Below are 24,293 nucleotides of genomic sequence, written 5' to 3'. Positions count from 1 at the left end.
TGGCTAACCTCCATTATTCCAAAGGATGTTTTTCCGGTAAACCAGCCTTGCGCGGATAAGCCTTCGGCGAAGGCTTTACTTTTTTTATGGCAACAACTGCCCTGCCGTCATCAAGCCCGGGAAGTTCCACCTGACGTGCCGAAACTAATTTGCCGCCCAATATATTCAGCGCTTTGGTAGCATCATTAATTTCTTCTTTATATTTTGAACCCTTTAAAGCTATAAACATACCGCCGGTTTTAACAAGCGGCAGGCAATATTCAGCAAGTACCGACAACCTTGCTACTGCACGTGCCGTTACAATATCATATTTTTCGCGGTGAGCGGCATTTTTTCCTGCATCTTCCGCACGCAAGTGCACACATTCAATATCCTGCAGCTGCAAAGCTTCAATAACATTCTGCAAAAAATTCAGCCTTTTGGCAAGAGAATCTATTAAAACAACTTTTAAGGAAGGGCAGAAAATTTTAAGCGGTATTCCCGGAAAACCGGCGCCGGTACCGACATCTGCCAAAACTTTTCCCGGGAAATAAGTATCGTAAGCCATTAAAGAATCAACAAAATGCTTTACGGCAACGTCCTGCGGTTCGGTAAGTGCAGTAAGGTTCATTACCTTGTTCGTTTCAACAAGCATTCTGTAATAAGTATCAAACTGTTCAAGCTGCAGTGGCGTAAGGTTAAAACCGGCCTTGCCAGCGGCTTCATCAAGTATTTTTATAAATTCACTCATTATCCTGCTCCCTGCGGCGCTTTACTTCCAGAACAATCATCAAGACATTTATATCTGCCGGTGATACACCCGAAATACGGGATGCCTGGCCGATAGAAACAGGTTTAATCTTGGCTAATTTTTCGGCAGCTTCCGAAGAAAGTTCCTTTATTGCATGGTAATCAATATCCTGCGGTATTAATTTGTTTTCCAGTTTCAGCGCACGTTCAACTTCCTGTTTCTGCTTGTTTATATAACCTTCATACTTTGCAAAAATTTCAGCCTGTTCGGCAACAACTTCCGGCAGTTCAGGCAAAGCAAATTCCGCTGCCAGTTTTTTATAAGTAACATCACCGCGGCGCAAAATGTCTAATAAAGTCATGCCCGGCCTAACCGGAGCAGTACCGATATTTTTAATTTTCTGTTCGGTTTCGGCATTAGGGGCCACATTAGATGTGCTGAGCTGATGAATAATACGCTCCAGCAAAGTGCGTTTGGCTGTAAATTTTTCGTAGCGTTCATCATTTACAAGGCCAATGCTGCGCCCTTTTTCCGTTAAGCGCAAATCGGCATTATCCTGCCTTAACAAAAGGCGGTACTCCGCGCGCGAAGTCATCATTCTGTAAGGCTCGTTAGTTCCCTTAGTAACAAGGTCATCAATCAAAACTCCGATATAAGCATCGCTTCTGCCTAAAATAAAGGGTTCCTGCCCGTTAATTTTGCGCATGGCGTTAATACCGGCAATAAGGCCCTGTGCCGCAGCTTCTTCATAACCGCTTGTGCCATTGGACTGACCTGCCGAAAATAAACCGCTGATGCCTTTATGCTCCAGCGAAGCCTTTAATTGCAGCGGGTCAAGGCAGTCATAATCAATTGCATAACCTGCACGCATCATACGGCAGTTTTCAAGCCCGGGTATTGTCTGCATAAATTTCAGCTGCACATCTGCCGGCAGCGAGCTTGACATTCCCTGAACGTACATTTCATTGGTACGCAGGCCTTCCGGCTCAATAAACAGCTGATGGCGCTCTTTATTTGCAAAACGCACAATTTTAGATTCTATCGAAGGGCAGTAACGCGGCCCTACGCCTTCAATCATACCGTTGAACATACCTGATAAATGCAGATTATCGCGGATTATTTTATGTGTTTTTTCATTGGTATAAGTAAGCCAGCACGGCACCTGGCTGCGCTCTGTAATACTGCTGATAAAAGAAAAATTGCGCAGCTTGCTGTCGCCGCTCTGTATTTCCATTTTGCTGTAATCAAGGCTGCGGGCGTCGATACGTGCCGGAGTGCCTGTTTTAAAGCGCATTAATTCCAGTCCGTTTTCCAGCAGCGACTGTGATAATTTATTGGCGCTGCGCAAACCGTTAGGTCCGGATTCATAATTCACCTGGCCGTAAACAATGCGGGCACGCAAATAAGTGCCGGTTGCCAGAATTACGCATTTGGCTTCAAAAACTTCCCCGGTTTCCGCCTCTACCCCAACTACTTCGCCGTTACTTACAAGCAGTTTGTCAATCATCAGCTGTTTAACATCAAGCCTGTCCTGATTTTCAACAGTCTGCTTCATAATGGTATGGTAAAAAGGCTTGTCTTCCTGCGCGCGCAAAGCCTGCACAGCATAACCCTTGCCGGTATTTAAAAGGCGCATCTGTATGCAGGCCTTATCGGCAGCTATGCCCATTTCACCGCCAAGCGCATCAATTTCACGCACCAGATGCCCTTTGGCAGGGCCGCCAACCGAAGGATTGCACGGCATTAAAGCAATATTATCCATTGAAAGAGTTGCCAGCAGCGTTTTACCGCCCAGACGGGCTGCAGCCAAAGCTGCTTCTACACCGGCATGGCCGGCACCAACAACAATTACATCGTAATTATCAGTAATATACATATTTTCACCTGCAAAATTATTTACCGATACAGAATTTAGAAAAGATTTCGTTTATTATTTCATCACGCACAGTATCACCGGTTATTTCACCAAGAAAACCGGCCGCATTGCGCAAATCAATCATTATGCAGTCGTAAGGCATTTGTGCTTCGGCAGCACTAAGCGCATCCTGCATGCTTGCCAGGCTGTTTTTAAGCAAATTTTCATGGCGGGCATTCTGAACATAAATACCGTCGCCCAAATGTTTATCACTGCCATAAACAAATTTTTGCAGCCAGCCTGTAAAAACATCAAGCCCCGCACCTGTTTTGGCAGAAAGTTCAATAACGGGCGCATTTTTAAATTCACCGTTTAAACTGTTCTTTATATTTGCGCTGCCCAAATCGCTCTTATTGATAATTATAACATAACTGCGGCCTTTAACTAATTCCAATATTTCAAAATCTTCTTCAGACAAAAGTGCAGAACCGTCGAGCACAACAATTGCGAGTTCTGCTTCATTCAGTATACGGCGGCTTTTTTCAACGCCGATGCGTTCAACATAATCTTCCGTTTCCCTTATACCTGCAGTATCAGCCAGTACAATAGGAATTCCGCCCAATAAAAACTGTTCTTCAATAACGTCTCTCGTAGTACCGGCATATTCGGAAACAATAGCCCTGTCTTCTTTTAAAAGGCAGTTTAAAAAGCTCGATTTACCGACATTAGGCTTACCGATAATGGCCACACGCAAACCTTCACGCAGAATTTTACCGGTATGGGCATTTGCCAAAAGTTTGTTAACTCCTTCTGCCGTTTTATTTACGGAATCCAAAACGGAAGCAAAAGTCATTTCTTCAATATCGTCTTCCGGATAATCAATAACCGCTTCCAAATTAACAATTACATCAAGCAGTTCTTTTCTTAATCCGCGCACCTCTGAAGAAAGCTGCCCTTCCTGCTGGCGTACCGCAACCTTCAGGGCCGCATCACTGCGGGATTTTATAATGTCCATTACGGCTTCAGCCTGCACCAGGTCAATACGGCCGTTCAAAAAAGCACGTTTGGTAAATTCACCGGGCTCAGCTGGGCGCGCACCTGCGGCATAGCTTAACGATAGAATTTTCTGCAAAGAACGCACACCGCCATGGCACTGAATTTCCACAACATCTTCTGCCGTATAGGAATGAGGCCCGCGCATATAAACGGCCATAACTTCGTCAACCATGCTTCCGTCTGCATCATATACATGGCCGTAAACCAAAGTATTTACGGGATAATCAGCCAGTTTTCTGCCGGAGGCTGCCTTAAAAATTGCCTCCCCGGCAGCAAGGGCGTTTTCCCCGCTGATGCGGATAATGCCGATAGCGCCTTCGCCCAAAGCCGTACAAACAGCACTGATGGTTTCTTCCTGATATTGTTTTGCTGTATTTTCCATAATCTGTTCTCCAAAAGAAAAACCCAGTACAAACGACTGGGTTTAAAATTAAGAAAATTATTTTTTTAATTCAATTACAACGCGGCGGTACGGTTCTTCACCTTCGCTGAGCGTAGTAATACGGCGGTCGTTTTGTAATGCTACATGAATAATTTTTCTTTCATGAGGATTCATCGGCTCAAGCACAACACGTTCGCCGGTACGTTTAACCTTATCGGCAAGGCGCAGTGCCAGGCGGTTTAAAGTCTCAACGCGGCGTTCGCGGTAATCTTCAATATCAATTACAATTCTGATGCGCTCAGCAGAATTCTTGTTGGCAACAAGATTGGTAAGATACTGTAAAGAATCAAGAGTCTGGCCATGTTTGCCGATTAAAATGCCCATATCGGAACCATGAAGTTTAAAAGTAACCATGCCTTCGTTTTTGTTGATGAATTTCTCCATTACAACTTCAATGCGCATGGCATTAAAAATCTTCTGCAAAAATTCTTTGGCGGCTTCAACGGCAGCTTCTTCAATAACATGTTCGCGCACTGCGGGTTTTGCTTCTTCTTTTTTGGCAACTTCCCTTGCAGCGGCAGCTTCCTGTTTGCCTGCTTTATAATCTTCTTTAATGCTGTCCACTGTTTCGTCTACAATATCACCGATTTTTCTGGCAGCATCTTTTAAGGTAACCCTGATTTTGGCTTTTTTGGCAAATAAACCAAAAATACCGTTTTTAGCTTCTTCTATAACTTCAACATTAACTTTATCGGCAGTAGTTTTCAGTTCAGCCAATGCGTCATTTAAAGCATCTTCCACGGTTTTACCGGTTTTTTCAATAAAATCCATCTTTAAAATCTCCCTTTATTTCTTTTGTCCTCTTTCCATAAAAAGCTGCTGGCCAATCTGCATAATGTTCATTACAACCCAGTACAGTACAAGGCCTGTCGGGAAGCTGATGCTGATATAACCGATAAACAGCGGCATGCCGTAAAGCATAACCTGATTTTGCGTAGTGGAAGTATCAGGCATCGTCATTTTAGACTGAAGGAAAGTAGTTAATGCAGACAATACCGGCAAAACAGCATAAGCATACATTTCCGGTCCGCCGGCAGACATAAATTCGCTCAGGCTTCTGGAAATATCAAGCCCCATGAACAAAGGGGAACCTGCATACTGGAAATCACGGATGCCGTAGAAAATACCGATAAGGATAGGCATTTGAATTAAAAGCGGCAGGCAGCCTGCCAGAGGATTAACGCCCTCGGATTTATAAAGCTGAGCCAATGCTTCGTTGGCTTTCATTTTATCGCCCTTATATTTTTCCTGAATGGCTTTCATTTTAGGCTGAAGGCGCTGCATGGCTTTCATCGACTGAATCTGCTTTTTGGTAAGCGGATAAGTTGCCATCTTTACAATAACAGTTAAAAGAATAATGGCAAAGCCGTAGTTTGCAAAACCAAACGATGCGCTGATATTATAAAGAATAGTAATTGCTTCCTGTACAAGACTGCTTAAAAAGTCCAAATTTTTCAACTCCCTGATTTGATATATGTATTGCAATACATAAATTTCGGCTTAATCAACCGGGTCATATCCCCCGGGGTGAAACGGATGGCATTTTAAAATACGCTTTAACGCCAGCCAGCTTCCTTTAACGGCGCCTTTTTTCCGTACAGCTTCCAAAGCATACTGTGAACAGGTAGGATAAAACCGGCACCGCGGAGGGAACATCGGCGAAATAAATATCTGATAAAAACGGATTAACAAAATAATAACCGTTTTCATGTTCTCACCTTTACTTTAGTATACCTGCCCTTTTGGCCAAACGCATAAAAATCCTGTCATAAGTATAAATGTCGGCAGCAATAAGTTTTTTGCGCGCTACCCAGATAATATGGATTGAATCCTTAAGCTCGCTGCGCCTGTGGCGGAAAACTTCGCGCATCAGCCGCTTTACCCTGTTGCGTACAACAGCATTGCCCATTTTTTTGCCGACAGCAAAACCGATTTTTATATTTTTTTCATCATTTGCCAATACGTACATTACAGACATGGAATCGACTACCGACCTGCCTGTCTTATAAACAATCTGAAAAGCATTTTTCGATTTAATTCTGTTTTCTTTTTTAAAAGAAAAATCACTGTCTGTTTTCAAATTATGCATATACACCTGCCCGCATTGAAAAAATAGGCCGTATGAGCGGCCTATTTATAATATTATGCAGACAATTTCTTTCTGCCTCTTGCACGTCTTCTTTTTAAAACCTGACGTCCGCCCAAAGTTTTCATTCTTTCTCTGAAACCATGGGTTCTTTTCCTTCTAAGGTTATTCGGTTGAAAAGTACGCTTCATGAACTGCTACCTCCTTACTATTAACGGTTTTATCAAATTCTCTATTTTAATGAATTGATAGCTGATAAAATTATATTAGATAGTACGTTAAGTGTCAAGAATAAAGAATACGTTAAAACAAAGTTTTTCAAGAATTTTGCGCATAAAACCGGTTAACGGCAGTAATTTTATTAAAAAAACAAAGCAATTGATAATAAACGACAATTTTGTTAAAATAAAGTGATAGACATATTGCAGAAAAATCAGCAAAAATTAAAAATAATTCAGTGGAAAGGACTATCAATAATGAATTCCTATAATGTTTCGGAAATATGGGAACAACTGCTTCAGAGGCTAAAAAATTCTGTCAGCGAAACAGTTTACAATACTATTATCAGCCCTGCAGTACCGCTTTCGGCAACAGACACAGTTTTCATAATCGGCGTTAACAATAATTTTTTAAAAAAATGGCTGGAAGAAAATTACAAACCCATTATCGAAAATCTGCTTGCTGAAATAACAGGTAAGGAATTCAGCCTGCAGATAGAAAACCTTGATTTTACGGCCGCGCCGGTACAAAAGCAGGCTCCAAAGGAAGAACCGCCTGCCCCTGCCCCGCAGCCGGTAAAAACAGAAGTTCAGGCACCGGCACAGCCGGCAAAACCGCCCGAATATACCGGCAGTTATGTTCAGCCGGTTCTTTTTGAAGAACAGTTTCCCAGTAATTTAAATGTAAAATATACTTTTGACACTTTTGTTATAGGCAATTCCAACCGTTTTGCCTATGCAGCAGCGCAGGCAGTAGCGGCCAAACCCGGCATTGCCTATAATCCGCTTTTTATTTACGGCGGAGTCGGCCTTGGCAAAACCCACTTAATGCATGCCATCGGCAACCAGATTAAAAAAAATAAGCCGGATGCCAAAGTGCTTTACATTTCCAGCGAAAAATTTCTTAATGAAATTGTTACTTCCATTGAAAAAAGGACAATGGAAAATTTTAAAAACAAATACCGCAAAATTGACTGCCTCATTATAGACGACATTCAGTTTCTGGAAAAACGTGAACGTACCCTGGAAGAATTTTTCCATACCTTTAATGCGCTTTACGAAGAAAACAAACAAATTATTATTTCCAGCGACAGACTGCCCAAACATATCAAAAATATCGAAGACCGCCTGCGTTCCCGTTTTGAATGCGGCCTGATGGCCGACATACAGTCACCTGATCTTGAAACAAGAATTGCAATTTTACGCAAAAAAGCGGAACTTGAAGGCATTGAAATTCCCCATGATGTTATAACGCTTGTTGCCTCAAGCATTACCACAAACATCAGGGAAATTGAAGGCGCCTATACCAAAATAGTTGCTTATGCCGGCCTTATGAGCATGCCCATAACCGTTGAACTTGCCAGAAACATTCTTGACGAAATGGGAGCCACCGTTCAGAGCAGGCAAATAACTTATGAAGCCATTAATGAAGCAACGGCTGCATATTTTAAAATCAAGCCCGATGAATTATTTACAAAAAAACGTACCCAAAGCATTGCCACGGCAAGGCATATTGCCATGTATCTCTGCCGCGAGCTGATAGATTTATCCTATCCGCGCATCGGCGAAATCTATGGCGGGCGTGACCACAGCACCGTTATTCATGCTTATGATAAAATCAACGCCCAGCGTAAAAAAGACCCGACAATAGAAAAAGCTATTGTTTATTTAACCGAGCAGCTTAACCAGTAATAAAGTTTTCAACAATTATCTGTGGAAAATGTGTTTAAACCTGTTGATAACTTGTTAAAAATTAAAATCAGAAAACGAAAAGTTTATAACGTTAAAAGTTATGAACAGTTTTCCACATATTATAAACAGGCGCTAAAATGTGATTTTACAGCGGCTTTACATAATTTCCACATATCCACACTTACTACTATAACTACTACTAATTATTTTAAATCTATATAGTTATTATAAAATAATGGAGGTCTGCATAACATGAAATTTACATGCTCAACAACAAGCCTGAACAAAGCAATTCAAACTGTACAGCGAGCCATTTCTTCCAAACCGACCGCTCCGATTTTTTCCGGTATCCATATCATTGCTGCCGAAAATATTTTATATGTGCAGGCCATGGACTTAAATATGGCAATTTCCTGTACCGTTGAAAGCAATACTGAAGCCAACGGCGAAATTGTGGTTTCTGCCAAACATTTTTCGGAGCTGATGCGCAAGCTCCCGGGAGAAACCGTTACCATCATTAAAAATAAAGAAGAAAAAACCATTTCCGTAAAATCGGCAAAATCCGATTTTCAGCTGCTGTTAATGAATGAAGATGATTATCCCAAATTTCCTGAGTTTAATCCCGAAAAACAGATTGTGTTGGAAGACGAAAAAATAAAGGAGCTTATTAAAAAGACTATTTTCTCCTGCTCTACCGATGAAGCAAGGCCTTTGTTTACCGGTATTCTTGTGGAAATAAGTGACGGCAAGATTACCTTTGTCGGTACAAATACGCACAGGCTTGCCATTAAGAGCATGCCATATGCTTCCGATGAAGATATGTCCATCATTATTCCTTCCAGGGTTTTGTCGGAAATTGCCCGCAACCTGAACAGCGACATTCCGCAGGAAATTAAAATTTCTCTTTTAAATAACCAGATTATGGTTGTAATAGACCAGGTAGTAATTGTTTCAAGGCTTATTGAAGGTAAATTTCCTGATTACAGACGTGTTATTCCCCCTTCTTTTAATACCAAAACCAGGTTTAATGTTAAAGAACTGGCAGGCGCTGTGGAAAGGGTTGCCTTGTTTTCGAGCGACGGCGATTACAGCATTATAAAAGTAAGCGTCGGCGATACGGAAATTATTATCAGCTCCAGCAGCCCTGATGTCGGCAAAGGCCGTGAAGATATTCAGTGCCGTACCGAAGGCGACGGACTGAACGTAGCTTTTAATTCCAAGTATATACTTGATATTTTAAAGAATCTTTCCGACGAAGAAGCCATTATGGAACTGAATAATTCCTTAAGCCCTGTATGCATTAAGCCGGTGGGCGAAGAAAATTATATTTATATTGTTACTCCGGTAAGGGTTGTGTTCTGATATGGAAAAACTTGCGGTACAGATTGAAACGGAATATATAACTTTAACTAATCTTTTAAAATATGCCGGTGTTGTAATGAGCGGCGGGCAGGCGCATGAACTTATTGAAGCTGGCTTTGTAAGCCTTAACGGGCAGACGGTACTGGAAAAACGCAAAAAAATCCGCGCCGGTGACGAAGTAACCGTTAAAGGCATGGTAGCTATTACTGTAAGCAATGAAAATTAAAGGTTTATATCTGCATAATTTCAGAAATTACGGTTTGTGCAGCCTGCAGTTTCCGGCAATGGTAAATATTTTTTACGGCAAAAACGCCCAGGGCAAAACAAACCTGCTGGAAGCAATTTTTTATGCTGCTTTCGGCATGTCGCACCGTACTTTTCAGGAAGATGACCTGTTCGGTGACGGACGGCGTGAAATGGCCGTAAAAGCTGATTTTACGAGTTTTGATTCTGATTATGAAATAAAAATAAAGCGTTACGAGCAAAACGGGCGCATAAAAAAAGAACTTTTGCTTGATAATGTAAATATAAAGGCGAAAGAACATTACGGCACTTTAAATACGGTAATGTTTTCGCCGGAAGATTTGCAGCTTATTAAGGGAGAGCCTCAGCTGCGCAGGCGCTTTTTTGACATGCAGATTGCCCAGACCGACAAGGCTTATTATGAACTGCTGGTAAAATATAACCGCCTTTTGCAGCAGCGCAACAGGCTTTTAAAAGAAATACGCGATAATGACGGCGATAAGAGCCAGCTGAATTTATGGAATAATGAACTGAGTGCTTCTGCCGCACGCATCATAAAAAAACGGCTGGCTGCGCTTGAAGAACTGCTGGTTATTGCTTCCGGCATTTATGCTTCCATTGCCGGCGGCAGCGAAACCATGTTGATTAACTATGCTTTAAAAACCAGTAATGATTTTATTTTGCAGCAAAGCGATAAAAGTGAAAATGAGTGGCAGGAGTTTTATTTAAAAGAACTGCATGAGCGGCAGGCTCTGGATATTATGCGCGGAAATACAAGCATTGGCCCGCACCGTGATGATTTATTCTTTTATGTCAGCGGCAAGCTGCTGAAAGCCTTCGGTTCGCAGGGACAGCAGCGCAGCGCGGCACTGGCTTTAAAACTTGCCCAGCTTGAATATGTGAAAAATAATACCGGTGAATATCCTGTGCTTCTGCTTGATGACGTAATGAGCGAGCTTGATTCCGAACGCCGCACGCATCTTTTGAAGTTTATCGACGGCAGGGTGCAGACTTTTATTACGGTTAATGACAAGCATTTAATACCTGATTTAAACAATAACGCTTATTTTTATATTGAAAACGGAAAGGTAATGCAGGGCTGATGGATAATGTGGAGCAGATTTTGCTGAAAATGCTTCCGGGCAAGGAAGAACGCGATACCTATACTGTTTTTTACCTGCAAAGCAAGTGGAAAAGCATTTGCGGTGAAAATGTTGCCAGACATTCCAAGCCCGTGAAGCTGGAAAACAAAGTTTTATATATTAATACCGACAGTTCCGTATGGTCAAATCATCTGCTTTTAATGAAAAAGCAGTTTTTAAAAAATATTAACGGAGTTTTAAAAAAACGTTCCGTCGGAGATTTAAAATTTTTTAATGGCAGCGTTGATAACGAGTTTTTAAAAGACTCTGCTTCTGAAAATAAGCCTGAAAAAATTGAACTGCAGGAAGAAGAACGGCAAAAAATTTCCGCATTGGCAGGAAACGTAAAAAATACCGGTTTGCAGCTTAAATTGATGGCTTTTAAGGCCGCCGCGTTAAAACGCGAAAAAGCTCTTTTAAAAAAGGGCGGCAAAAAATGCAGCCGCTGCGGCGCCGTTATTAACGGAAAAGGCAATTTATGTGCCGTATGCAGCCGTTATGAACAGGAAAAACTGCATGATGAACTGGTAAAATTTTTATTGACGGAGCCGTGGTCCGATTACGAAAATTGTAAAAAAACGCTGAATTGTGATAAAATATTGTATGACAGTGTTAAAAATCATCTGCGGCAGCATTATTATGCCAAAGTTGCGGATGAAACTGCCAGCAGCAGTGAAAAAATGCTGGCTGTTATTTTTAAAACAGGAAAAACTCCTGACTTGATTGATGATAAAACATATCAGAATGTTTTAAATAATTTGCGGGGGAAATAGCATGTATTTACATTTGGGTTCTGATTTTGTTATTAAAAATACTGATATTATCGCTATTTTTAATATCAGAAACCAGAAAAACAATGTATTTAAAAATTATCTGCAAAAGCAGTGCGAAAAACATAAATACGAGGTTATAGATTTATCGGAAAACGGTGAATATTCCAGCTGTATACTTACTGACGACAAAATTTATCTTTCCGGTATTTCGGCGCTTACGCTGAAAAAGCGTGCGGAAGATGATTTTGGCATTGAAGTTTATAACCGCGACAGGGATAATTGATGGAGGTAAAGATGTCCGTTTTAGAAGAAGCAACAGAAGTAAAAGGTCAGTACGGCGCGAGCCAGATTCAGGTTCTTGAAGGACTTGAAGCGGTACGCAAGCGCCCGAGTATGTATATTGGCAGCATTTCCGGCAGGGGCCTGCACCATCTGGTGTATGAAGTTATAGATAATAGTATCGACGAGGCTCTGGCCGGTTATTGTTCTTTAATCGAGGTTGTTATTCATCATGACAACAGCATTACCGTTAAAGACAACGGGCGCGGTATTCCTGTTGATATGCACAAAGTAGGCAAGCCTGCCGTGGAAGTTGTTATGACGATACTGCATGCTGGCGGCAAATTCGGCGACGGCGGCTATAAGGTTTCCGGCGGCCTGCATGGCGTAGGTGTTTCCTGCGTAAATGCCTTAAGCGAACATATGGAAGTTGAAGTGCGCCGCGGCGGAAAAGTTTACGGCATTGAGTTTGCACGCGGCAAAACGGTGGTTCCCCTGTATGAAAAAGGTACTACCGAAGAAACCGGTACTACCGTGCATTTTAAACCGGATGCCGAAATATTTACCGAACTTGTTTACAGTTACGAAACTTTAAGAATCCGCATCCGCGAGCTGGCCTTTTTGAATAAGGGCGTAAAAATTATTTTAAGCGACGAGCGCAGCGGCAAAACCGAAACCTTCCATTACGAAGGCGGCATTATTGAGTTTGTAAGATACGTTGACGAAAATAAGGATAAAATTAACGAAGAACCGATTTACATTGAAGGCATCAAGGAAAACAATATTGTAGAAGTGGCAATACAGTATTGCGATACTTACAATGAAAATATTTTTACTTTTGTAAATAATATTAATACCGAAGAAGGCGGCACGCATTTAAGCGGCTTTAAACAGGCGCTTACGCGTACCATTAATGATTATGCCCGCAAAATCGGCACGCTGAAGGAAAATGACGATAATTTAAGCGGCGATGACGTGCGCGAAGGCATTACTGCCGTTATCAGCATAAAGGTGCCGGAACCTCAGTTCGAGGGACAGACGAAAACAAAACTCGGCAACAGCGAAATCCGCCCCATTGTTGATAATATGGTCAGCGAAGGGCTGGCAGAATTTTTTGAAGAAAATCCTGCTGTTGCCAAGAAAATCGTGGAAAAATCGATTATTTCCGCACGCGCAAGGCTGGCGGCACGCAAGGCAAGAGAACTTACCAGACGCAAAAATGCGCTTGAAATAAGCAGCCTGCCCGGTAAACTTGCCGACTGCCAGAGTAAAGATGCCGCAGAAACGGAAATTTACCTTGTCGAAGGTGATTCCGCAGGCGGCAGTGCCAAGCAGGGACGCGACAGACGTTTTCAGGCAATACTTCCTTTGCGCGGTAAAATTTTGAACGTTGAAAAAGCACGTCTTGATAAAATTTTAAGCAGCGAAGAAATCCGCAACATGATTACAGCTTTCGGCTGCGGCATTGGCGAAGAATTTGATATTAACAAAGCCCGTTATGGCAAAATTATTATCATGACAGATGCCGACGTCGACGGCGCTCATATCCGCACACTGCTTTTAACATTCTTCTACCGTTATATGCAGCCGCTGATTAAGGAAGGGCATGTGTTTATTGCCCAGCCGCCGCTGTATCTGGTACGTAAAGGGCAGAAGCACATGTATGCTTACAGTGATGATGAACTGCAGAAAGTGCTTGACGAAGTAGGCCGCGATAATAACCCTTACGTACAGCGCTATAAAGGCCTTGGCGAAATGAACCCGGAACAGCTGTGGGAAACAACTATGAATCCGGAAGCACGCACTGTTTTGCAGGTACATCTGGAAGATGCCGCAGAGGCGGACGCAATTTTCTCCGTACTTATGGGCGACAAAGTTGAGCCGCGCCGTCAGTTTATCGAGCAGAATGCCGGCAAGGTACGTAATCTTGATTTGTAATAAGGTGAAATGTAATGAAAATAAGAAAAAATTTATCTGATGAGGATATGTTAAAAGGCTACGAGGAAGAAGTAAGCTTTGAAAATGCCGTTTACGGCGATGAGCCTGTAAAAAACAAAAAAATAAAAACGGCTAAAAATGCAGGCGGCAAAGAAATTCTGTTGCCGGAAGAAGCACTTGAAAAATTAAACCGTTATCTGCTTGAATTAAGTATGGACTGGTTTAAAAATACCAAAGGCGAAGCAGACTGGAAAGTTTATAAAGAAAACGGGCAGATTATTATTAAACCTGCCGCAGCCAAAAAGAAATCCTGATGGAATTAAATTTAACTTTACCGCAGGGAAATTTTATATTAAAGAACAGTGCTGAAAAAGAGGATTTTGTTATCGCCGCAGCCGGTGGCAGAAAACCTGAACTTTCATGGTTTAAAAAAGCTGCTTGCGGAAGACAAATTTACTGCGCCGACAGAGGTATAGAAATATGCTTTGACGCAGGCTTTAAGCCTGAATTGTTATGCGGTGATGCTGACAGTACCGCTCCGGCATATTTGCAGAAAGCAAAAGATGAAAAAATAAAAGCATTGTTGTTTAATCCTGCCAAAGACGATACCGACTTGCAGCTTCTTTTAAACAATTTGCCTTTAAAAAGTAATTTGCTTATTACGGGAATTTGGGGCGGGCGTTTTGACCATTTGTACAGCAATGTCTTTTCGTTATGCTCTTATAAAAAAAGAACTAATACAGCAGTAATAATGGCTGATGAGCAGGAACTGATGGTTCTGTTAGCAGCAGGCGAAAGCCTTGAATTTACTGCTGGCGCTGATTTTAAAGCACTTTCGTTAATACCGCTTGAAAACAGCTGTGTAAGTTTAAGCGGAACGAGATGGCCGCTAAAAAAAGCAGAACTTTTAACAAGTTACCCTTATGCCATAAGCAATGAAATTACTTCTGAAGTTGTAAAAATGAGCTGCCACAGCGGTTTTGCCGGTTTTTATTTAAAAACCGCAGGTAAAGAACTGCTGTAAGAGGTATTTGTAAAATATGGAAAATCTTGATTTATTTAATATAGTTTTATTTGTTGCAACCGGTTTTGTAGCTGCATTTATTGATTCCACCGTCGGCGGGGGCGGGCTGATTTCAGTGCCTGCACTTTTAACATCAGGGCTGCCAGTAAGCATGGTGCTTGGAACCAATAAACTTGCCGCGAGTATGGGTGCCGTTACAAGCGTAATTTCATTCTGGCGTTCCGGCAATATAAATAAAAAACTGGTTATATCCCTGGTGCCAATGTCAATGATAGGTTCCGTGTGCGGTGCTTATACGGTGCATTTGCTGCCGCAGGATTTTATGCGCAACCTAGTTGTAGTTATGCTTGTGCTGATTGCAGCTTATACTTACAGTCATAAAGAATGGGGCAGTTTTCAAAGCCGTACCGATTTTAGTTTCTGGGCACTGGCCGGGGCATTTTTAATGGCTTTATGCATGGGCTTTTATGACGGTTTTTTCGGACCCGGTACGGGAACGTTTTTAATCTTCGGTTTTTTATTTTTGGGATGCGATTTTGTTACGGCAGCCGGCAACGGCAAAGCGCTTAATACGGCCAGTAATCTTGCCGGATTGGCAACATTTATTTTTAACGGTTCCGTGGTATGGGTTTACGGTATTATTATGGGCCTAAGCATGATAGCTGGCGCATACTTTGGAACAAAAATGGCAATAAAACATGGGGCTGCTTATGTAAGGCCATTATTTTTAACGGTAACAACGCTTTTAATAGGCAAACAGATATATGACATTTTCTTTAAGTAATTACTGAGGTGATATTGTGGAGTTAGAAACAGGAGCAGGTAAGGTTTTACCCGTTTATATCGAAGAAGAAATGCAGAAATCATATATTGATTATGCAATGAGCGTTATTGTGCAGAGGGCCCTGCCTGATGTGCGTGACGGTTTAAAACCTGTACACAGGCGTATTTTATATGCTATGCAGGAAGCGGGCATGGCTTCCAACAAGCCGTATAAAAAATCCGCCCGTATTGTCGGTGAAGTTTTAGGTAAATACCATCCTCATGGTGATACGGCTGTTTATGATGCCATTGTACGCCTTGCGCAGGATTTTTCCACCCGTTATCTGATGGTTGACGGACACGGCAACTTCGGCAGCGTGGACGGTGACAGCGCTGCGGCAATGCGTTATACGGAAGTGCGCATGACAAAAATTGCCGAAACCATGCTGGAAGATATTGAAAAAGAAACGGTAGATTTTGTTCCCAACTATGATGAATCTTTAAAAGAACCGAGCGTACTGCCTGCCAAAGTGCCTGCACTTTTAATTAACGGCAGCGCCGGTATTGCGGTAGGCATGGCAACCAATATTCCTCCCCATAATCTGGGTGAAGTTGTTGACGGTCTTGTTATGCTTATTGATAATCCTGATGTGGAAGTTCCGCAGCTGATGACTGCCATTAAAGGGCCTGATTTTCCGACCGGTGCAATAATTCTGGGTACTGAAGGCATTAAAAATGCTTATAATACCGGACGCGGCATTGTTAAAATCCGCGCGCGCGCAGAAATTGAGCCGATGCAGAAAGGCAAGCACCGCATTGTTGTAACTGAAATTCCTTACCAGGTTAATAAGGCACGCCTTATTGAAGGAATTGCCCAGCTTGTAAAGGACGGCGTTATTGAAGGCATTACTGATTTGCGTGATGAATCTGACCGCCGCGGCATGCGTGTGGTAATTGAACTGAAAAGTGACGCCGTGCCTGATGTTGTGCTGAACCAGCTTTATAAGCATACCCAGCTGCAGACAAGCTTCGGTATTATTATGCTGGCACTTGTTAACGGACATCCGCGTATTCTTAATTTAAAACAGATTTTAAATTATTATCTGGAACATCAGAAAGACGTTATTACCCGCCGTACAAGATATGAGCTCGGCAAGGCCAAAGAACGCGCCCATATTTTGGAAGGCTTGAAAATAGCGCTTGACCATCTTGATGAAGTAATCAGCACTATCCGTAGCAGCGCCAATGCCGATACCGCCAAAGCTGCGCTGATGGAAAAATTCAGCCTCAGCCAGCGCCAGGCACAGGCCATTTTGGATATGCGCCTGCAAAGGCTGACCGGTTTGGAGCGCAAAAAGATTGATGATGAATATATAGATGTTTTGGAAACCATTGACTGGCTGGAGAGTGTTTTGGCAGACGAACATAAAGTTTTGGGCATTATAAAAGAAGATTTGCTTGAAATGAAGAAAAAGTTCGGTGATGCACGCCGCACGGAACTTTCCGTTGATTCTTCTTCCATGGAAATTGAAGACCTGATTGCCGAAGAAGATATTGTTATTACCATCAGCCATCAGGGTTATATCAAGCGTCAGACGCTGGATAATTTCCGCAGCCAGAAACGCGGCGGCGTTGGCAAAACCGGCGGCAGCGGCAAGAAAAACGATGATTGTGCAGAGCATTTGTTCCTTTCCACAACGCATCATAATATTTTATTCTTTACCAATAAAGGCAGGGTTTACCGCCAGAAGGGCTATGAAATTCCCGAAGCCGGCAGAACTGCCAAGGGCACGGCTATTATTAACCTGCTGCCGATAGAACAGGGTGAAAAAATAACTGCCGTTATTCCGGTTAAAGAATTTAAAGAAGACCAGTTCATGTTTATGGCTACCAATAATGGCACTGTGAAAAAGACTAATCTTAACGATTTTAACAGTGCGCGCAAAGCAGGGCTTATTGCCATGACGCTGGATGATAACGAAGAACTTATCGGCGTTGAGCTTACCGATGGCAGCAGCGAAATTGTGCTGGCAACGCGCAGAGGTCTTGCAATCCGTTTTGACGAGCAGGATGTGCGCCCGATGGGACGTACTGCTCACGGTGTACGCGGCATTCAGCTTGGCTTTGATGATGAAGTTGTTGCCATGGACAGCGTAACCAACGAAAATGAAGAAGTTTTGACGGCAACCGAAGAAGGCCTTGGCAAACGTACTGCGGTCAGCGAATACCGCAAGCAGACCCGCGGCGGCAAAGGTGTAATTAATATTAAAGTTACCGAAAAAACAGGTGCTGTTGTTGGTATGAAAGTTATTAACCCTGAGCAGGAAATACTTTTAATAACCGCAGCCGGCATCATCATCCGCATTGACGGCGAAGGCATAAGCCAGTTTGGACGCAATGCACAGGGCGTTAAACTGATGACCTTGAACGAAGGTGACAAAGTAGTATCTTTGGCCGCCGTACAGCAGGATAACGAATAAAAATAAAATCCGCATCGGAATATTCCGGTGCGGATTTTTTATACGCAGTTTTAAGTTTTACCAGCCTATGCCAACCCAGGGACCATGATGGTGCCCGCCGCCTATGCCGATGCCTATTCCGATAGGAATGTGCATGCCATTATCTGTATCTTCATCAAGTTTCATGAACCAGAATTTATAAATAACTGTGCCGTTGGCGGCAGTTTCATTTTCTTCAATGCCGCCGGTAATACGGTAACCGTAATATTTACGCCCTGATTCTTCGCGGCTCTGGATAAATTTAACAAGATAGTTATAAATTTCTTCGTTATTGGTGTAAAGATGGTTTACGCGTTCTGCCGGTGCTTTTTTGAACAAATCGCGGCGCGTATCGTCATCCTTGGTATCAATTACATAAGCAATATACTTGTTTTCTTCAAGTTCAAGGTAGCATTTATTGTTAGTGCCCTGCTGAAGTTCACTGTTCATTTCTTCTTTGTCAATTAAAATTTTAATATCATCGTTTGCGTTTTTATCTTTTGTTTCTTCTTTTTGTTCGGCTGCAGCGGCCGGTTCTTTGGCAGTTTGTTCTGTTTCGTTATCTGCTGCCAGAGCAAAATTGGCAAAGCAGAAAAAACATAAGGTTAAAATTAAAGCCAGTTTTTTCATAGGCACACCTTCTTTCTTACTTTAATTTTAAAATACTGTAACGGCAGTGTCAAATAATAAAAAATCGGGACATTGTCTATCCCACAGCGTTTTTACTTAAATTTTTCTGAAAACTCGGCGCGTAAAATATTCTTTTTTTGTAACAAATGTGTTAAAATTACTTTAAATAATGATTAAGAAATCAGTTTAGGATGTGACGAAATGGATTTTATCAAAGAGGCGGATATCGTCGTTGTTGGCGGCGGTGTTGTAGGCTGTGCAATTTTGCGCGAACTTTCCAGGTATAATGTAAAATGTGTTTTGCTTGAAAAAGAGCCGGATATTGCCTGCGGTACAACCAAAGCCAACAGTGCTATTCTGCATGCCGGTTTTGATGCACCTACCGGCAGCATGAAAGCAATTACCAATGTTTTGGGAAACCGTTTGTATCATCAGCTGGAAGATGAGCTGGACCTTGATATTAAATGGACCGGTTCTCTGGTTGTTGCTGTTAATGATGAAGAAGTTGAAACCTTGAAAGAGCTGCTTGAACGCGGTAAAAATAACGGCGTACAGGGCCTTGAAATTTTAAACCGCGAACAGGTTTTGGAAAAAGAACCTAACCTTACCACAGCTGTGGCCGCTTTGTGGGCACCGAGCGCCGGTGTTTGCTGGCCGTTTGAAGCTGCGCTCCGTTTTGCCCAGTGTGCCGTTCAAAACGGAGCAGAAGTTATCCGTAACTGCCGCGTAACCGGATTTGTTAAAGAAGACGGCAAAATTGTTGCTGTTGAAACAAATCTCGGCGCAATTAAAACCAAATGTGTTATTAATGCGGCCGGTGTTTATGCTGATGAAATTGCCTATCTTGCCGGTGATGACAGCTTTAAAATTCATCCGCGCAAAGGCGAATATATTTTATTTGACAAAACTGCCTGCAATGATTTGGTATATGGCGTTGTATTCCCTACTCCTGCCAAAAATTCCAAAGGCATTCTGGTTTGCACAACCACTCATGGCAATACTTTTATCGGCCCTAATGCCAACGATATGGAAGATAAAGAAGATACTTCCGTTACTGCAGGCGGTATGGACCAGATTATTGCTTCTGCACGCAAGCTGATACCGAACCTGCCGATGGGCGCTGCCATTACGGAATTTGCTGGTCTGCGTGCTGTTTCTGATACCGGTGATTTTATTATCGGTGCATCTGAAGTTGAAGGCTTGTTTAATGCTGCAGGTATGCAGTCTCCCGGTTTAACCGCAGCTCCTGCCGTGGCAGAAGAAATTGCCGAAGCTGTTGGCAAATTTATGCCTTTGGAGAAAAAAGCAGATTTTAAAGCTGCTTTGCCGAAACAAATTCACTTTACACGTTTAACTGATAACGAAAAACATGATTTGATTGAAAAAGACCCGCTGTTCGGACGCGTTATCTGCCGCTGCGAAACAGTAACCGAGGGCGAAATTGTAGCTGCCATAAAAGCTCCCTGCGGTGCAAATACCGTTGACGCTGTTAAACGCCGTACCCGTGCCGGTATGGGACGCTGCCAGGGCGGTTTCTGCGGGCCGCGCGTAACGCAGATTTTAGCACGTGAACTTGGGATTTCCGTTGCCGATGTGCTGAAGGAACGCAAAGATTCCCATTTATATTACGAAAAAACAGATGTGAAAGGCGGACAGGAATAATGAAAGAGCTTTATGATATAGTAATTGTCGGCGGCGGTCCTGCCGGGCTTTCGGCTGCTTACAGCGCATGGCAGAACGGTGCCAAAAGCGTGCTTGTAATTGAGCGTGACCGTGAACTGGGCGGTATTTTGCAGCAGTGCATCCATAATGGTTTCGGCCTGCATCATTTTAAAGAAGAACTGACCGGTCCCGGTTATGCACACCGCTGCATTGAACTTGTAAAAGACAAACCTGAAATTGAATGCCTGACCGATACTATGGTTTTGAGCGTTGAAAAAGATAAAACCGTTATTGCTGTCAGCCCGGAACACGGTTTGATTAAAGTTCAGGGCAAAACCGTAATTTTAACCATGGGCTGCCGCGAACGTACCCGCGGCGCTATCCGTATTCCCGGCGAGCGCCCGGCAGGCGTATTTACAGCTGGTGCTGCACAGCGCATGGTAAATATGGAAGGCTATATTCCGGGGCATAAAATTGTAATTTTGGGCAGCGGCGATATCGGCCTTATTATGGCGCGCCGTATGAGCCTTGAAGGCTGCAAGGTTCAGGCTGTTCTGGAAATCTGCCCGTTCTCCAACGGATTGACACGCAATATTGTACAATGCCTTAATGACTATAATATTCCTTTGTATCTTTCGCATACAATTGTAAAAATCCATGGCAAAGACCGCGTAAACGGCATTACTGTTGCCAAAGTTGATGAAAAAATGCGCCCGATTCCGGGTACGGAGTTTGATATCGACTGTGATACCGTACTTTTGTCCGTCGGCCTGATTCCGGAAAACGAACTCAGCCGCGGGCTGGATTTAAAAATGCACCCGCTTACCAACGGACCTGTTGTTGACCAGCACCGTCAGACCAGCCTGCCCGGTTTTTATGCAGCAGGCAACGTTGTGCATGTGCATGACCTTGTTGACTTTGTTTCTGAAGAAGCGGAAATTGCCGGTAAGTTTGCTGCGCTTGAAGCACAGGGAAAACTTGACAATGATACTAAATTTGTAACGGTAACTGCAGAAAAAGGCGTGCGCACATGCGTTCCCCAGTGCCTCAATCTGCCCAAAGCAGGAGAACAGGTACGCTTGTTTATGCGTGTGGCAAACCCCGAACGCAAGGTTAAATTGGTAGTAAAAAGCGGCGAAAACGTAGTTTTGCAGAGAATGCTGCCGGTTGCCAAACCCAGCGAAATGATTGCTGTTGATATACCTGCTGCCAAAGCTGAACTGATAGGCGACAGCCTGACTGTATTTTTGGATAAGGAGTGATAAGGCTGATGGCTGAAACACGTGTAATGAACTGCATTATGTGCCCTATGGGCTGCGAAATGACTGTTACGGTTGAAAACGGTAAGGTTATTGATGTGAAAGGCAATACCTGCCCGCGCGGCGCAAAATATGCAAATGACGAAGTAACTGCTCCCAAAAGAATGCTGACAACAACCGTACGTATTGAAGGCGGCATGCTGCCTTTACTGCCGGTAGTGTCCGAAACTGTGCTTCCGAAGGAAAAAGTTTTGGACTGCGCTGCTTTTTTGCGCGGCGTAACTGTTAAAGCGCCGGTAAAAACCGGAGATGTAATTGTAAAGGATATATTGGGTTTGGGCGTTAATATTATTGCCAGCCGCGATATGCTGTAAAATTTTATTGTAAGAGGTGCCTAAATGGACTTTCTGGATAATTTAGTTCTTTCGGTAAATGACGTTTTATACGCTTATGTTCTTATTATTCTTCTTGTCGGCCTTGGTATCTGGTTTACATTCAGAACCTGCTTTGTGCAGCTGCGCTGCATTAAGGAAATGGTACGACTGCTTTGTACTAATGTTGGTGCATCAACCGAGAAAAACCATATTTCCCCGTTCCAGGCTTTTTGTATCAGTACCGCTTCCCGCGTAGGCGTTGGCAATATCGCAGGTATCGCCATCGCCATTATCGTAGGCGGACCGGGCGCGATTTTTTGGATGTGGGTAATGGCACTTATAGGCTCTGCTACCGGCTTTGTTGAAAGCACGCTGGCGCAGATTTATAAAGTTCCGCGCGCAGAAGGCGGTTTTCGCGGCGGTCCGGCTTATTATATTAAAAATGCACTGCATAATAATTTTATGGCTGTTTTGTTTGTAGTTTTAATATGCAGCACTTATGGCCTTATTTTTAATTCCGTGCAGGCAAATACCATTACTTTGTCTTTGCAGGGCGCTTTTGGCTTTGACAGGACTACCGTGGGCATTATCGTTTCCATTATGACTGCCATGGTTATTTTCGGCGGTATTAACCGTATTGCCAAAGTTTCCGAATGGATGGTTCCTGTAATGGCAGGTATTTATCTGTTAATTGCTTTTTATGTTGTTATTAAAAATATCAATTTAATGCCGCAGGTTATTTACGATATCGTTACTTCAGCATTCAGCCTGAATGCTGCTTTTGGCGGCGGCATGGGCCTTGCCATGATGACCGGCATCAAGCGCGGCCTGTTCTCTAACGAAGCAGGCATGGGCTCGGTTCCTAATGCTGCTGCTACCGCAACTACCGATCATCCTGTAACACAGGGCCTTATTCAGGCTTTGGGCGTATTTGTTGATACGCTTTTGGTATGTACTGCATCGGCATTTATTGTAATGCTCTCCAAAGATTATATGGGCGTAGGGCTCAGCGGCATTGAACTTGTGCAGTATGCGCTTGTTGAACATATCGGCGCTTGGTCGTCTATTTTCCTGGCGGTAATGATTTTCCTCTTTGCGTTCAGTTCCATTATCGGCAACTACTATTATGGTGAAATTAATATTGCATTTATGTGGCAGAGCAAAAAAGCGCTTAATATTTTCCGTATATTTGTAGTATTAATGGTTATGTTTGGTTCCGTTGCCAAAGTAAGCCTGGTTTGGAACCTTGCCGACCTGTTTATGGCGCTTATGGCAATTACCAACCTTATTGCTATCAGCAGGCTGGCTCCGAATGCTTATCTGGCGCTGAAAGATTATCTGGCACAGAAAAAAGCAGGTATTAAAGACCCTGTTTTTAAAGCTTCTGTATTAAAAGATAAAACCGGCGTTGAAGTTTGGAAAGATTGATTTGATTTTTCTAGTATCATAAATAAAAAAAGACCCATATACTGCTTTTGATTTACGGCAGTGTATGGGTATTATTTTTATATTGAAATTGACTGATAAGTCATTGTATAATATATAAAATAAAATTATAATAGTATAAGATGAAATTTATATGAAAAAAGGATGATAAAATGCCAAAATTTAAATTTCAGGTTACACCGCAGGATTTATTTAGTATATTTTTGCTTTTGGCATGTTACCCGTTAGCGCAATTTTTACCGCCTGAATGCGGCTGGGAAAACGGCTTTATAGAAAATGCTCAGTCCATACTTTTATTGATTGGCGCAATGTTTTGCTTTAACTGTGCTTATTATTATTTTAAAGGTATTGGATTTACGGTAGGGCTTCTCTATTTGGATATGTTTATGAGGGAACTGAGCTGGGGCAGGGTCTTTTTCCCTACAGGAATTTATACTGAAATGGGGCCTGAGTTTATAAGTATGAACAGTATTCCTCAGCATAATTTTATTAACGCCGTTATTGGTGCGGTTATTGTTGTTATTTTATATGGGTTTTATAAGTTTATGCCATGGAAAAAACTGATTTTTGAAATTAAATTTCCAATAATCAGTGCGGTTATTGGAATTATTGCTCTTATTTTGCAATATGGCGGTGAACATGTCTGGTTTAGTGCTTTAACTCATCCTCAAAATCAGATTTTGGAAGAACTGGCAGAAGTAATAGTTTACTTGGAAATGCTTAATATTACGCAGTATTACGGATTTGAATATCTGAAATATGTAAAAAAATAAACAAAAAATCTAAAAAAAGTGTTGACACAGGTTTAAGTAAGTGCTATTA

Annotated in this window: 25 protein-coding genes; 16 read left to right on the top strand and 9 right to left on the bottom strand. The window is 42.5% G+C overall.

Annotated elements, in window-relative coordinates; all coding sequences use genetic code 11:
* Positions 1-13: 13 nt before the first annotated feature.
* Genes rsmG through rpmH form a run of 8 tightly spaced genes read right to left on the bottom strand, consistent with a single transcriptional unit; the run spans position 14 to position 6,360 of the window.
* Positions 14-730 carry a 16S rRNA (guanine(527)-N(7))-methyltransferase RsmG gene (rsmG, locus tag M3079_RS02875; protein ID WP_249077127.1) on the bottom strand — a complete coding sequence of 239 codons (717 nt, stop codon included), beginning with the start codon at positions 728-730 and terminating at the stop codon, positions 14-16.
* Positions 723-2,606, bottom strand: a complete 1,884-nt coding sequence (mnmG, locus tag M3079_RS02870) for a tRNA uridine-5-carboxymethylaminomethyl(34) synthesis enzyme MnmG (protein ID WP_249077126.1) — start codon at positions 2,604-2,606, stop codon at positions 723-725. The genes rsmG and mnmG overlap by 8 nt, the downstream gene beginning before the upstream one ends.
* 16 nt (positions 2,607-2,622) lie before the next feature.
* Entirely contained in the window at positions 2,623-4,023 is a 1,401-nt protein-coding gene (mnmE, locus tag M3079_RS02865; protein ID WP_249077125.1) for a tRNA uridine-5-carboxymethylaminomethyl(34) synthesis GTPase MnmE, read from the bottom strand.
* A gap of 57 nt (positions 4,024-4,080) precedes the next feature.
* Positions 4,081-4,854, bottom strand: a complete 774-nt coding sequence (gene jag / locus M3079_RS02860) for an RNA-binding cell elongation regulator Jag/EloR (protein WP_021715291.1) — start codon at positions 4,852-4,854, stop codon at positions 4,081-4,083.
* Between the two features lie 15 nt (positions 4,855-4,869).
* Positions 4,870-5,532 carry a YidC/Oxa1 family membrane protein insertase gene (locus M3079_RS02855; RefSeq protein ID WP_021715290.1) on the bottom strand — a complete coding sequence of 221 codons (663 nt, stop codon included), beginning with the start codon at positions 5,530-5,532 and terminating at the stop codon, positions 4,870-4,872.
* 51 nt (positions 5,533-5,583) lie between these two features.
* Positions 5,584-5,793: a membrane protein insertion efficiency factor YidD gene (gene yidD / locus M3079_RS02850; protein ID WP_021715289.1), complete on the bottom strand. Its 210-nt coding sequence runs from the start codon at positions 5,791-5,793 to the stop codon at positions 5,584-5,586.
* A 10-nt stretch (positions 5,794-5,803) separates the two neighbouring features.
* Positions 5,804-6,172, bottom strand: coding sequence for a ribonuclease P protein component (gene rnpA / locus M3079_RS02845; protein WP_021715288.1), 369 nt, complete (start codon positions 6,170-6,172; stop codon positions 5,804-5,806).
* Positions 6,173-6,225: 53 nt separating this feature from the next.
* Positions 6,226-6,360, bottom strand: coding sequence for a 50S ribosomal protein L34 (gene rpmH, locus M3079_RS02840; protein WP_021718820.1), 135 nt, complete (start codon positions 6,358-6,360; stop codon positions 6,226-6,228).
* A gap of 285 nt (positions 6,361-6,645) precedes the next feature.
* Here rpmH and dnaA point away from each other — a divergent pair, with 285 nt between their 5' ends.
* The 11 genes from dnaA to gyrA all read left to right on the top strand — a co-directional run bounded on the left by dnaA (position 6,646) and on the right by gyrA (position 18,082).
* Positions 6,646-8,079 carry a chromosomal replication initiator protein DnaA gene (gene dnaA / locus M3079_RS02835; protein WP_249077124.1) on the top strand — a complete coding sequence of 478 codons (1,434 nt, stop codon included), beginning with the start codon at positions 6,646-6,648 and terminating at the stop codon, positions 8,077-8,079.
* A gap of 252 nt (positions 8,080-8,331) precedes the next feature.
* Positions 8,332-9,441 carry a DNA polymerase III subunit beta gene (dnaN, locus tag M3079_RS02830; RefSeq protein WP_249077123.1) on the top strand — a complete coding sequence of 370 codons (1,110 nt, stop codon included), beginning with the start codon at positions 8,332-8,334 and terminating at the stop codon, positions 9,439-9,441.
* A 1-nt stretch (position 9,442) separates the two neighbouring features.
* Complete coding sequence (locus tag M3079_RS02825) at positions 9,443-9,667, top strand: RNA-binding S4 domain-containing protein (protein ID WP_249077122.1); 225 nt, start codon at positions 9,443-9,445, stop codon at positions 9,665-9,667.
* Complete coding sequence (gene recF, locus M3079_RS02820; protein ID WP_249077121.1) at positions 9,657-10,787, top strand: DNA replication/repair protein RecF; 1,131 nt, start codon at positions 9,657-9,659, stop codon at positions 10,785-10,787. The genes M3079_RS02825 and recF overlap by 11 nt, the downstream gene beginning before the upstream one ends.
* Positions 10,787-11,599: a DUF721 domain-containing protein gene (locus M3079_RS02815; RefSeq protein WP_249077120.1), complete on the top strand. Its 813-nt coding sequence runs from the start codon at positions 10,787-10,789 to the stop codon at positions 11,597-11,599. Before recF ends, M3079_RS02815 begins: the two co-directional genes overlap by 1 nt.
* A 1-nt stretch (position 11,600) precedes the next feature.
* The gene (locus M3079_RS02810; protein ID WP_021715282.1) at positions 11,601-11,882 is read left to right on the top strand and encodes an extracellular matrix regulator RemB; all 282 of its coding nucleotides are present in this window, start codon (positions 11,601-11,603) and stop codon (positions 11,880-11,882) included.
* An 11-nt stretch (positions 11,883-11,893) separates the two neighbouring features.
* A complete protein-coding gene (gene gyrB / locus M3079_RS02805) occupies positions 11,894-13,816 on the top strand; it encodes a DNA topoisomerase (ATP-hydrolyzing) subunit B (RefSeq protein ID WP_021715281.1) in 1,923 nt (640 codons plus the stop codon).
* A gap of 14 nt (positions 13,817-13,830) precedes the next feature.
* Positions 13,831-14,130, top strand: a complete 300-nt coding sequence (locus M3079_RS02800; protein WP_021715280.1) for a hypothetical protein — start codon at positions 13,831-13,833, stop codon at positions 14,128-14,130.
* Positions 14,130-14,840: a thiamine diphosphokinase gene (locus M3079_RS02795; RefSeq protein WP_249077119.1), complete on the top strand. Its 711-nt coding sequence runs from the start codon at positions 14,130-14,132 to the stop codon at positions 14,838-14,840. The genes M3079_RS02800 and M3079_RS02795 overlap by 1 nt, the downstream gene beginning before the upstream one ends.
* 16 nt (positions 14,841-14,856) lie before the next feature.
* Positions 14,857-15,624 (top strand): TSUP family transporter, encoded by a 768-nt coding sequence (locus tag M3079_RS02790; protein ID WP_249077118.1) that lies wholly within the window; start codon positions 14,857-14,859, stop codon positions 15,622-15,624.
* Positions 15,625-15,640: 16 nt separating this feature from the next.
* The gene (gene gyrA, locus M3079_RS02785) at positions 15,641-18,082 is read left to right on the top strand and encodes a DNA gyrase subunit A (RefSeq protein WP_349293325.1); all 2,442 of its coding nucleotides are present in this window, start codon (positions 15,641-15,643) and stop codon (positions 18,080-18,082) included.
* Between the two features lie 57 nt (positions 18,083-18,139).
* On the opposite strand, the gene M3079_RS02780 is transcribed toward gyrA, so the two are convergent.
* Positions 18,140-18,730: a hypothetical protein gene (locus M3079_RS02780; protein WP_249077116.1), complete on the bottom strand. Its 591-nt coding sequence runs from the start codon at positions 18,728-18,730 to the stop codon at positions 18,140-18,142.
* 201 nt (positions 18,731-18,931) lie between these two features.
* On the opposite strand from M3079_RS02780, the gene M3079_RS02775 reads away from it, so the two are divergent.
* The 5 genes from M3079_RS02775 (at position 18,932) to M3079_RS02755 (ending at position 24,244) form a co-directional block, all read left to right on the top strand.
* Positions 18,932-20,392: an NAD(P)/FAD-dependent oxidoreductase gene (locus M3079_RS02775; protein WP_249077115.1), complete on the top strand. Its 1,461-nt coding sequence runs from the start codon at positions 18,932-18,934 to the stop codon at positions 20,390-20,392.
* Positions 20,389-21,654 carry an NAD(P)/FAD-dependent oxidoreductase gene (locus M3079_RS02770; RefSeq protein ID WP_349293334.1) on the top strand — a complete coding sequence of 422 codons (1,266 nt, stop codon included), beginning with the start codon at positions 20,389-20,391 and terminating at the stop codon, positions 21,652-21,654. Before M3079_RS02775 ends, M3079_RS02770 begins: the two co-directional genes overlap by 4 nt.
* A gap of 5 nt (positions 21,655-21,659) precedes the next feature.
* The gene (locus M3079_RS02765; RefSeq protein ID WP_349293333.1) at positions 21,660-22,025 is read left to right on the top strand and encodes a DUF1667 domain-containing protein; all 366 of its coding nucleotides are present in this window, start codon (positions 21,660-21,662) and stop codon (positions 22,023-22,025) included.
* Positions 22,026-22,049: 24 nt separating this feature from the next.
* A complete protein-coding gene (locus tag M3079_RS02760; RefSeq protein WP_249077113.1) occupies positions 22,050-23,453 on the top strand; it encodes an alanine/glycine:cation symporter family protein in 1,404 nt (467 codons plus the stop codon).
* A 170-nt stretch (positions 23,454-23,623) separates the two neighbouring features.
* Positions 23,624-24,244, top strand: coding sequence for a hypothetical protein (locus tag M3079_RS02755; RefSeq protein ID WP_249077112.1), 621 nt, complete (start codon positions 23,624-23,626; stop codon positions 24,242-24,244).
* Positions 24,245-24,293: the final 49 nt, after the last annotated feature.

It is taken from the genome of Phascolarctobacterium sp. ET69 (assembly GCF_023336935.1).
Taxonomy (GTDB): Bacteria; Bacillota; Negativicutes; order Acidaminococcales; family Acidaminococcaceae; genus Fusicatenibacter_A; species Fusicatenibacter_A intestinipullorum.
Note: the sequence above shows the minus strand (reverse complement) of the source record. Positions and strands in the feature narration are given on the sequence as shown.

Bases quoted from the DNA above. Each gene is read 5' to 3' on its own strand.
- jag (WP_021715291.1), bottom strand. From the start codon at position 4,854: ATGGATTTTATTGAAAAAACCGGTAAAACCGTGGAAGATGCTTTAAAT.
- M3079_RS02760 (WP_249077113.1), top strand. From the start codon at position 22,050: ATGGACTTTCTGGATAATTTAGTTCTTTCGGTAAATGACGTTTTATAC.
- yidD (WP_021715289.1), bottom strand. From the start codon at position 5,793: ATGAAAACGGTTATTATTTTGTTAATCCGTTTTTATCAGATATTTATT.
- M3079_RS02790 (WP_249077118.1), top strand. From the start codon at position 14,857: ATGGAAAATCTTGATTTATTTAATATAGTTTTATTTGTTGCAACCGGT.
- M3079_RS02775 (WP_249077115.1), top strand. From the start codon at position 18,932: ATGGATTTTATCAAAGAGGCGGATATCGTCGTTGTTGGCGGCGGTGTT.
- mnmE (WP_249077125.1), bottom strand. From the start codon at position 4,023: ATGGAAAATACAGCAAAACAATATCAGGAAGAAACCATCAGTGCTGTT.
- dnaA (WP_249077124.1), top strand. From the start codon at position 6,646: ATGAATTCCTATAATGTTTCGGAAATATGGGAACAACTGCTTCAGAGG.
- rpmH (WP_021718820.1), bottom strand. From the start codon at position 6,360: ATGAAGCGTACTTTTCAACCGAATAACCTTAGAAGGAAAAGAACCCAT.
- recF (WP_249077121.1), top strand. From the start codon at position 9,657: ATGAAAATTAAAGGTTTATATCTGCATAATTTCAGAAATTACGGTTTG.
- mnmG (WP_249077126.1), bottom strand. From the start codon at position 2,606: ATGTATATTACTGATAATTACGATGTAATTGTTGTTGGTGCCGGCCAT.
- M3079_RS02810 (WP_021715282.1), top strand. From the start codon at position 11,601: ATGTATTTACATTTGGGTTCTGATTTTGTTATTAAAAATACTGATATT.
- M3079_RS02780 (WP_249077116.1), bottom strand. From the start codon at position 18,730: ATGAAAAAACTGGCTTTAATTTTAACCTTATGTTTTTTCTGCTTTGCC.
- dnaN (WP_249077123.1), top strand. From the start codon at position 8,332: ATGAAATTTACATGCTCAACAACAAGCCTGAACAAAGCAATTCAAACT.
- rsmG (WP_249077127.1), bottom strand. From the start codon at position 730: ATGAGTGAATTTATAAAAATACTTGATGAAGCCGCTGGCAAGGCCGGT.
- M3079_RS02815 (WP_249077120.1), top strand. From the start codon at position 10,787: ATGGATAATGTGGAGCAGATTTTGCTGAAAATGCTTCCGGGCAAGGAA.
- rnpA (WP_021715288.1), bottom strand. From the start codon at position 6,172: ATGCATAATTTGAAAACAGACAGTGATTTTTCTTTTAAAAAAGAAAAC.
- M3079_RS02825 (WP_249077122.1), top strand. From the start codon at position 9,443: ATGGAAAAACTTGCGGTACAGATTGAAACGGAATATATAACTTTAACT.
- M3079_RS02800 (WP_021715280.1), top strand. From the start codon at position 13,831: ATGAAAATAAGAAAAAATTTATCTGATGAGGATATGTTAAAAGGCTAC.
- M3079_RS02795 (WP_249077119.1), top strand. From the start codon at position 14,130: ATGGAATTAAATTTAACTTTACCGCAGGGAAATTTTATATTAAAGAAC.
- M3079_RS02755 (WP_249077112.1), top strand. From the start codon at position 23,624: ATGCCAAAATTTAAATTTCAGGTTACACCGCAGGATTTATTTAGTATA.
- gyrB (WP_021715281.1), top strand. From the start codon at position 11,894: ATGTCCGTTTTAGAAGAAGCAACAGAAGTAAAAGGTCAGTACGGCGCG.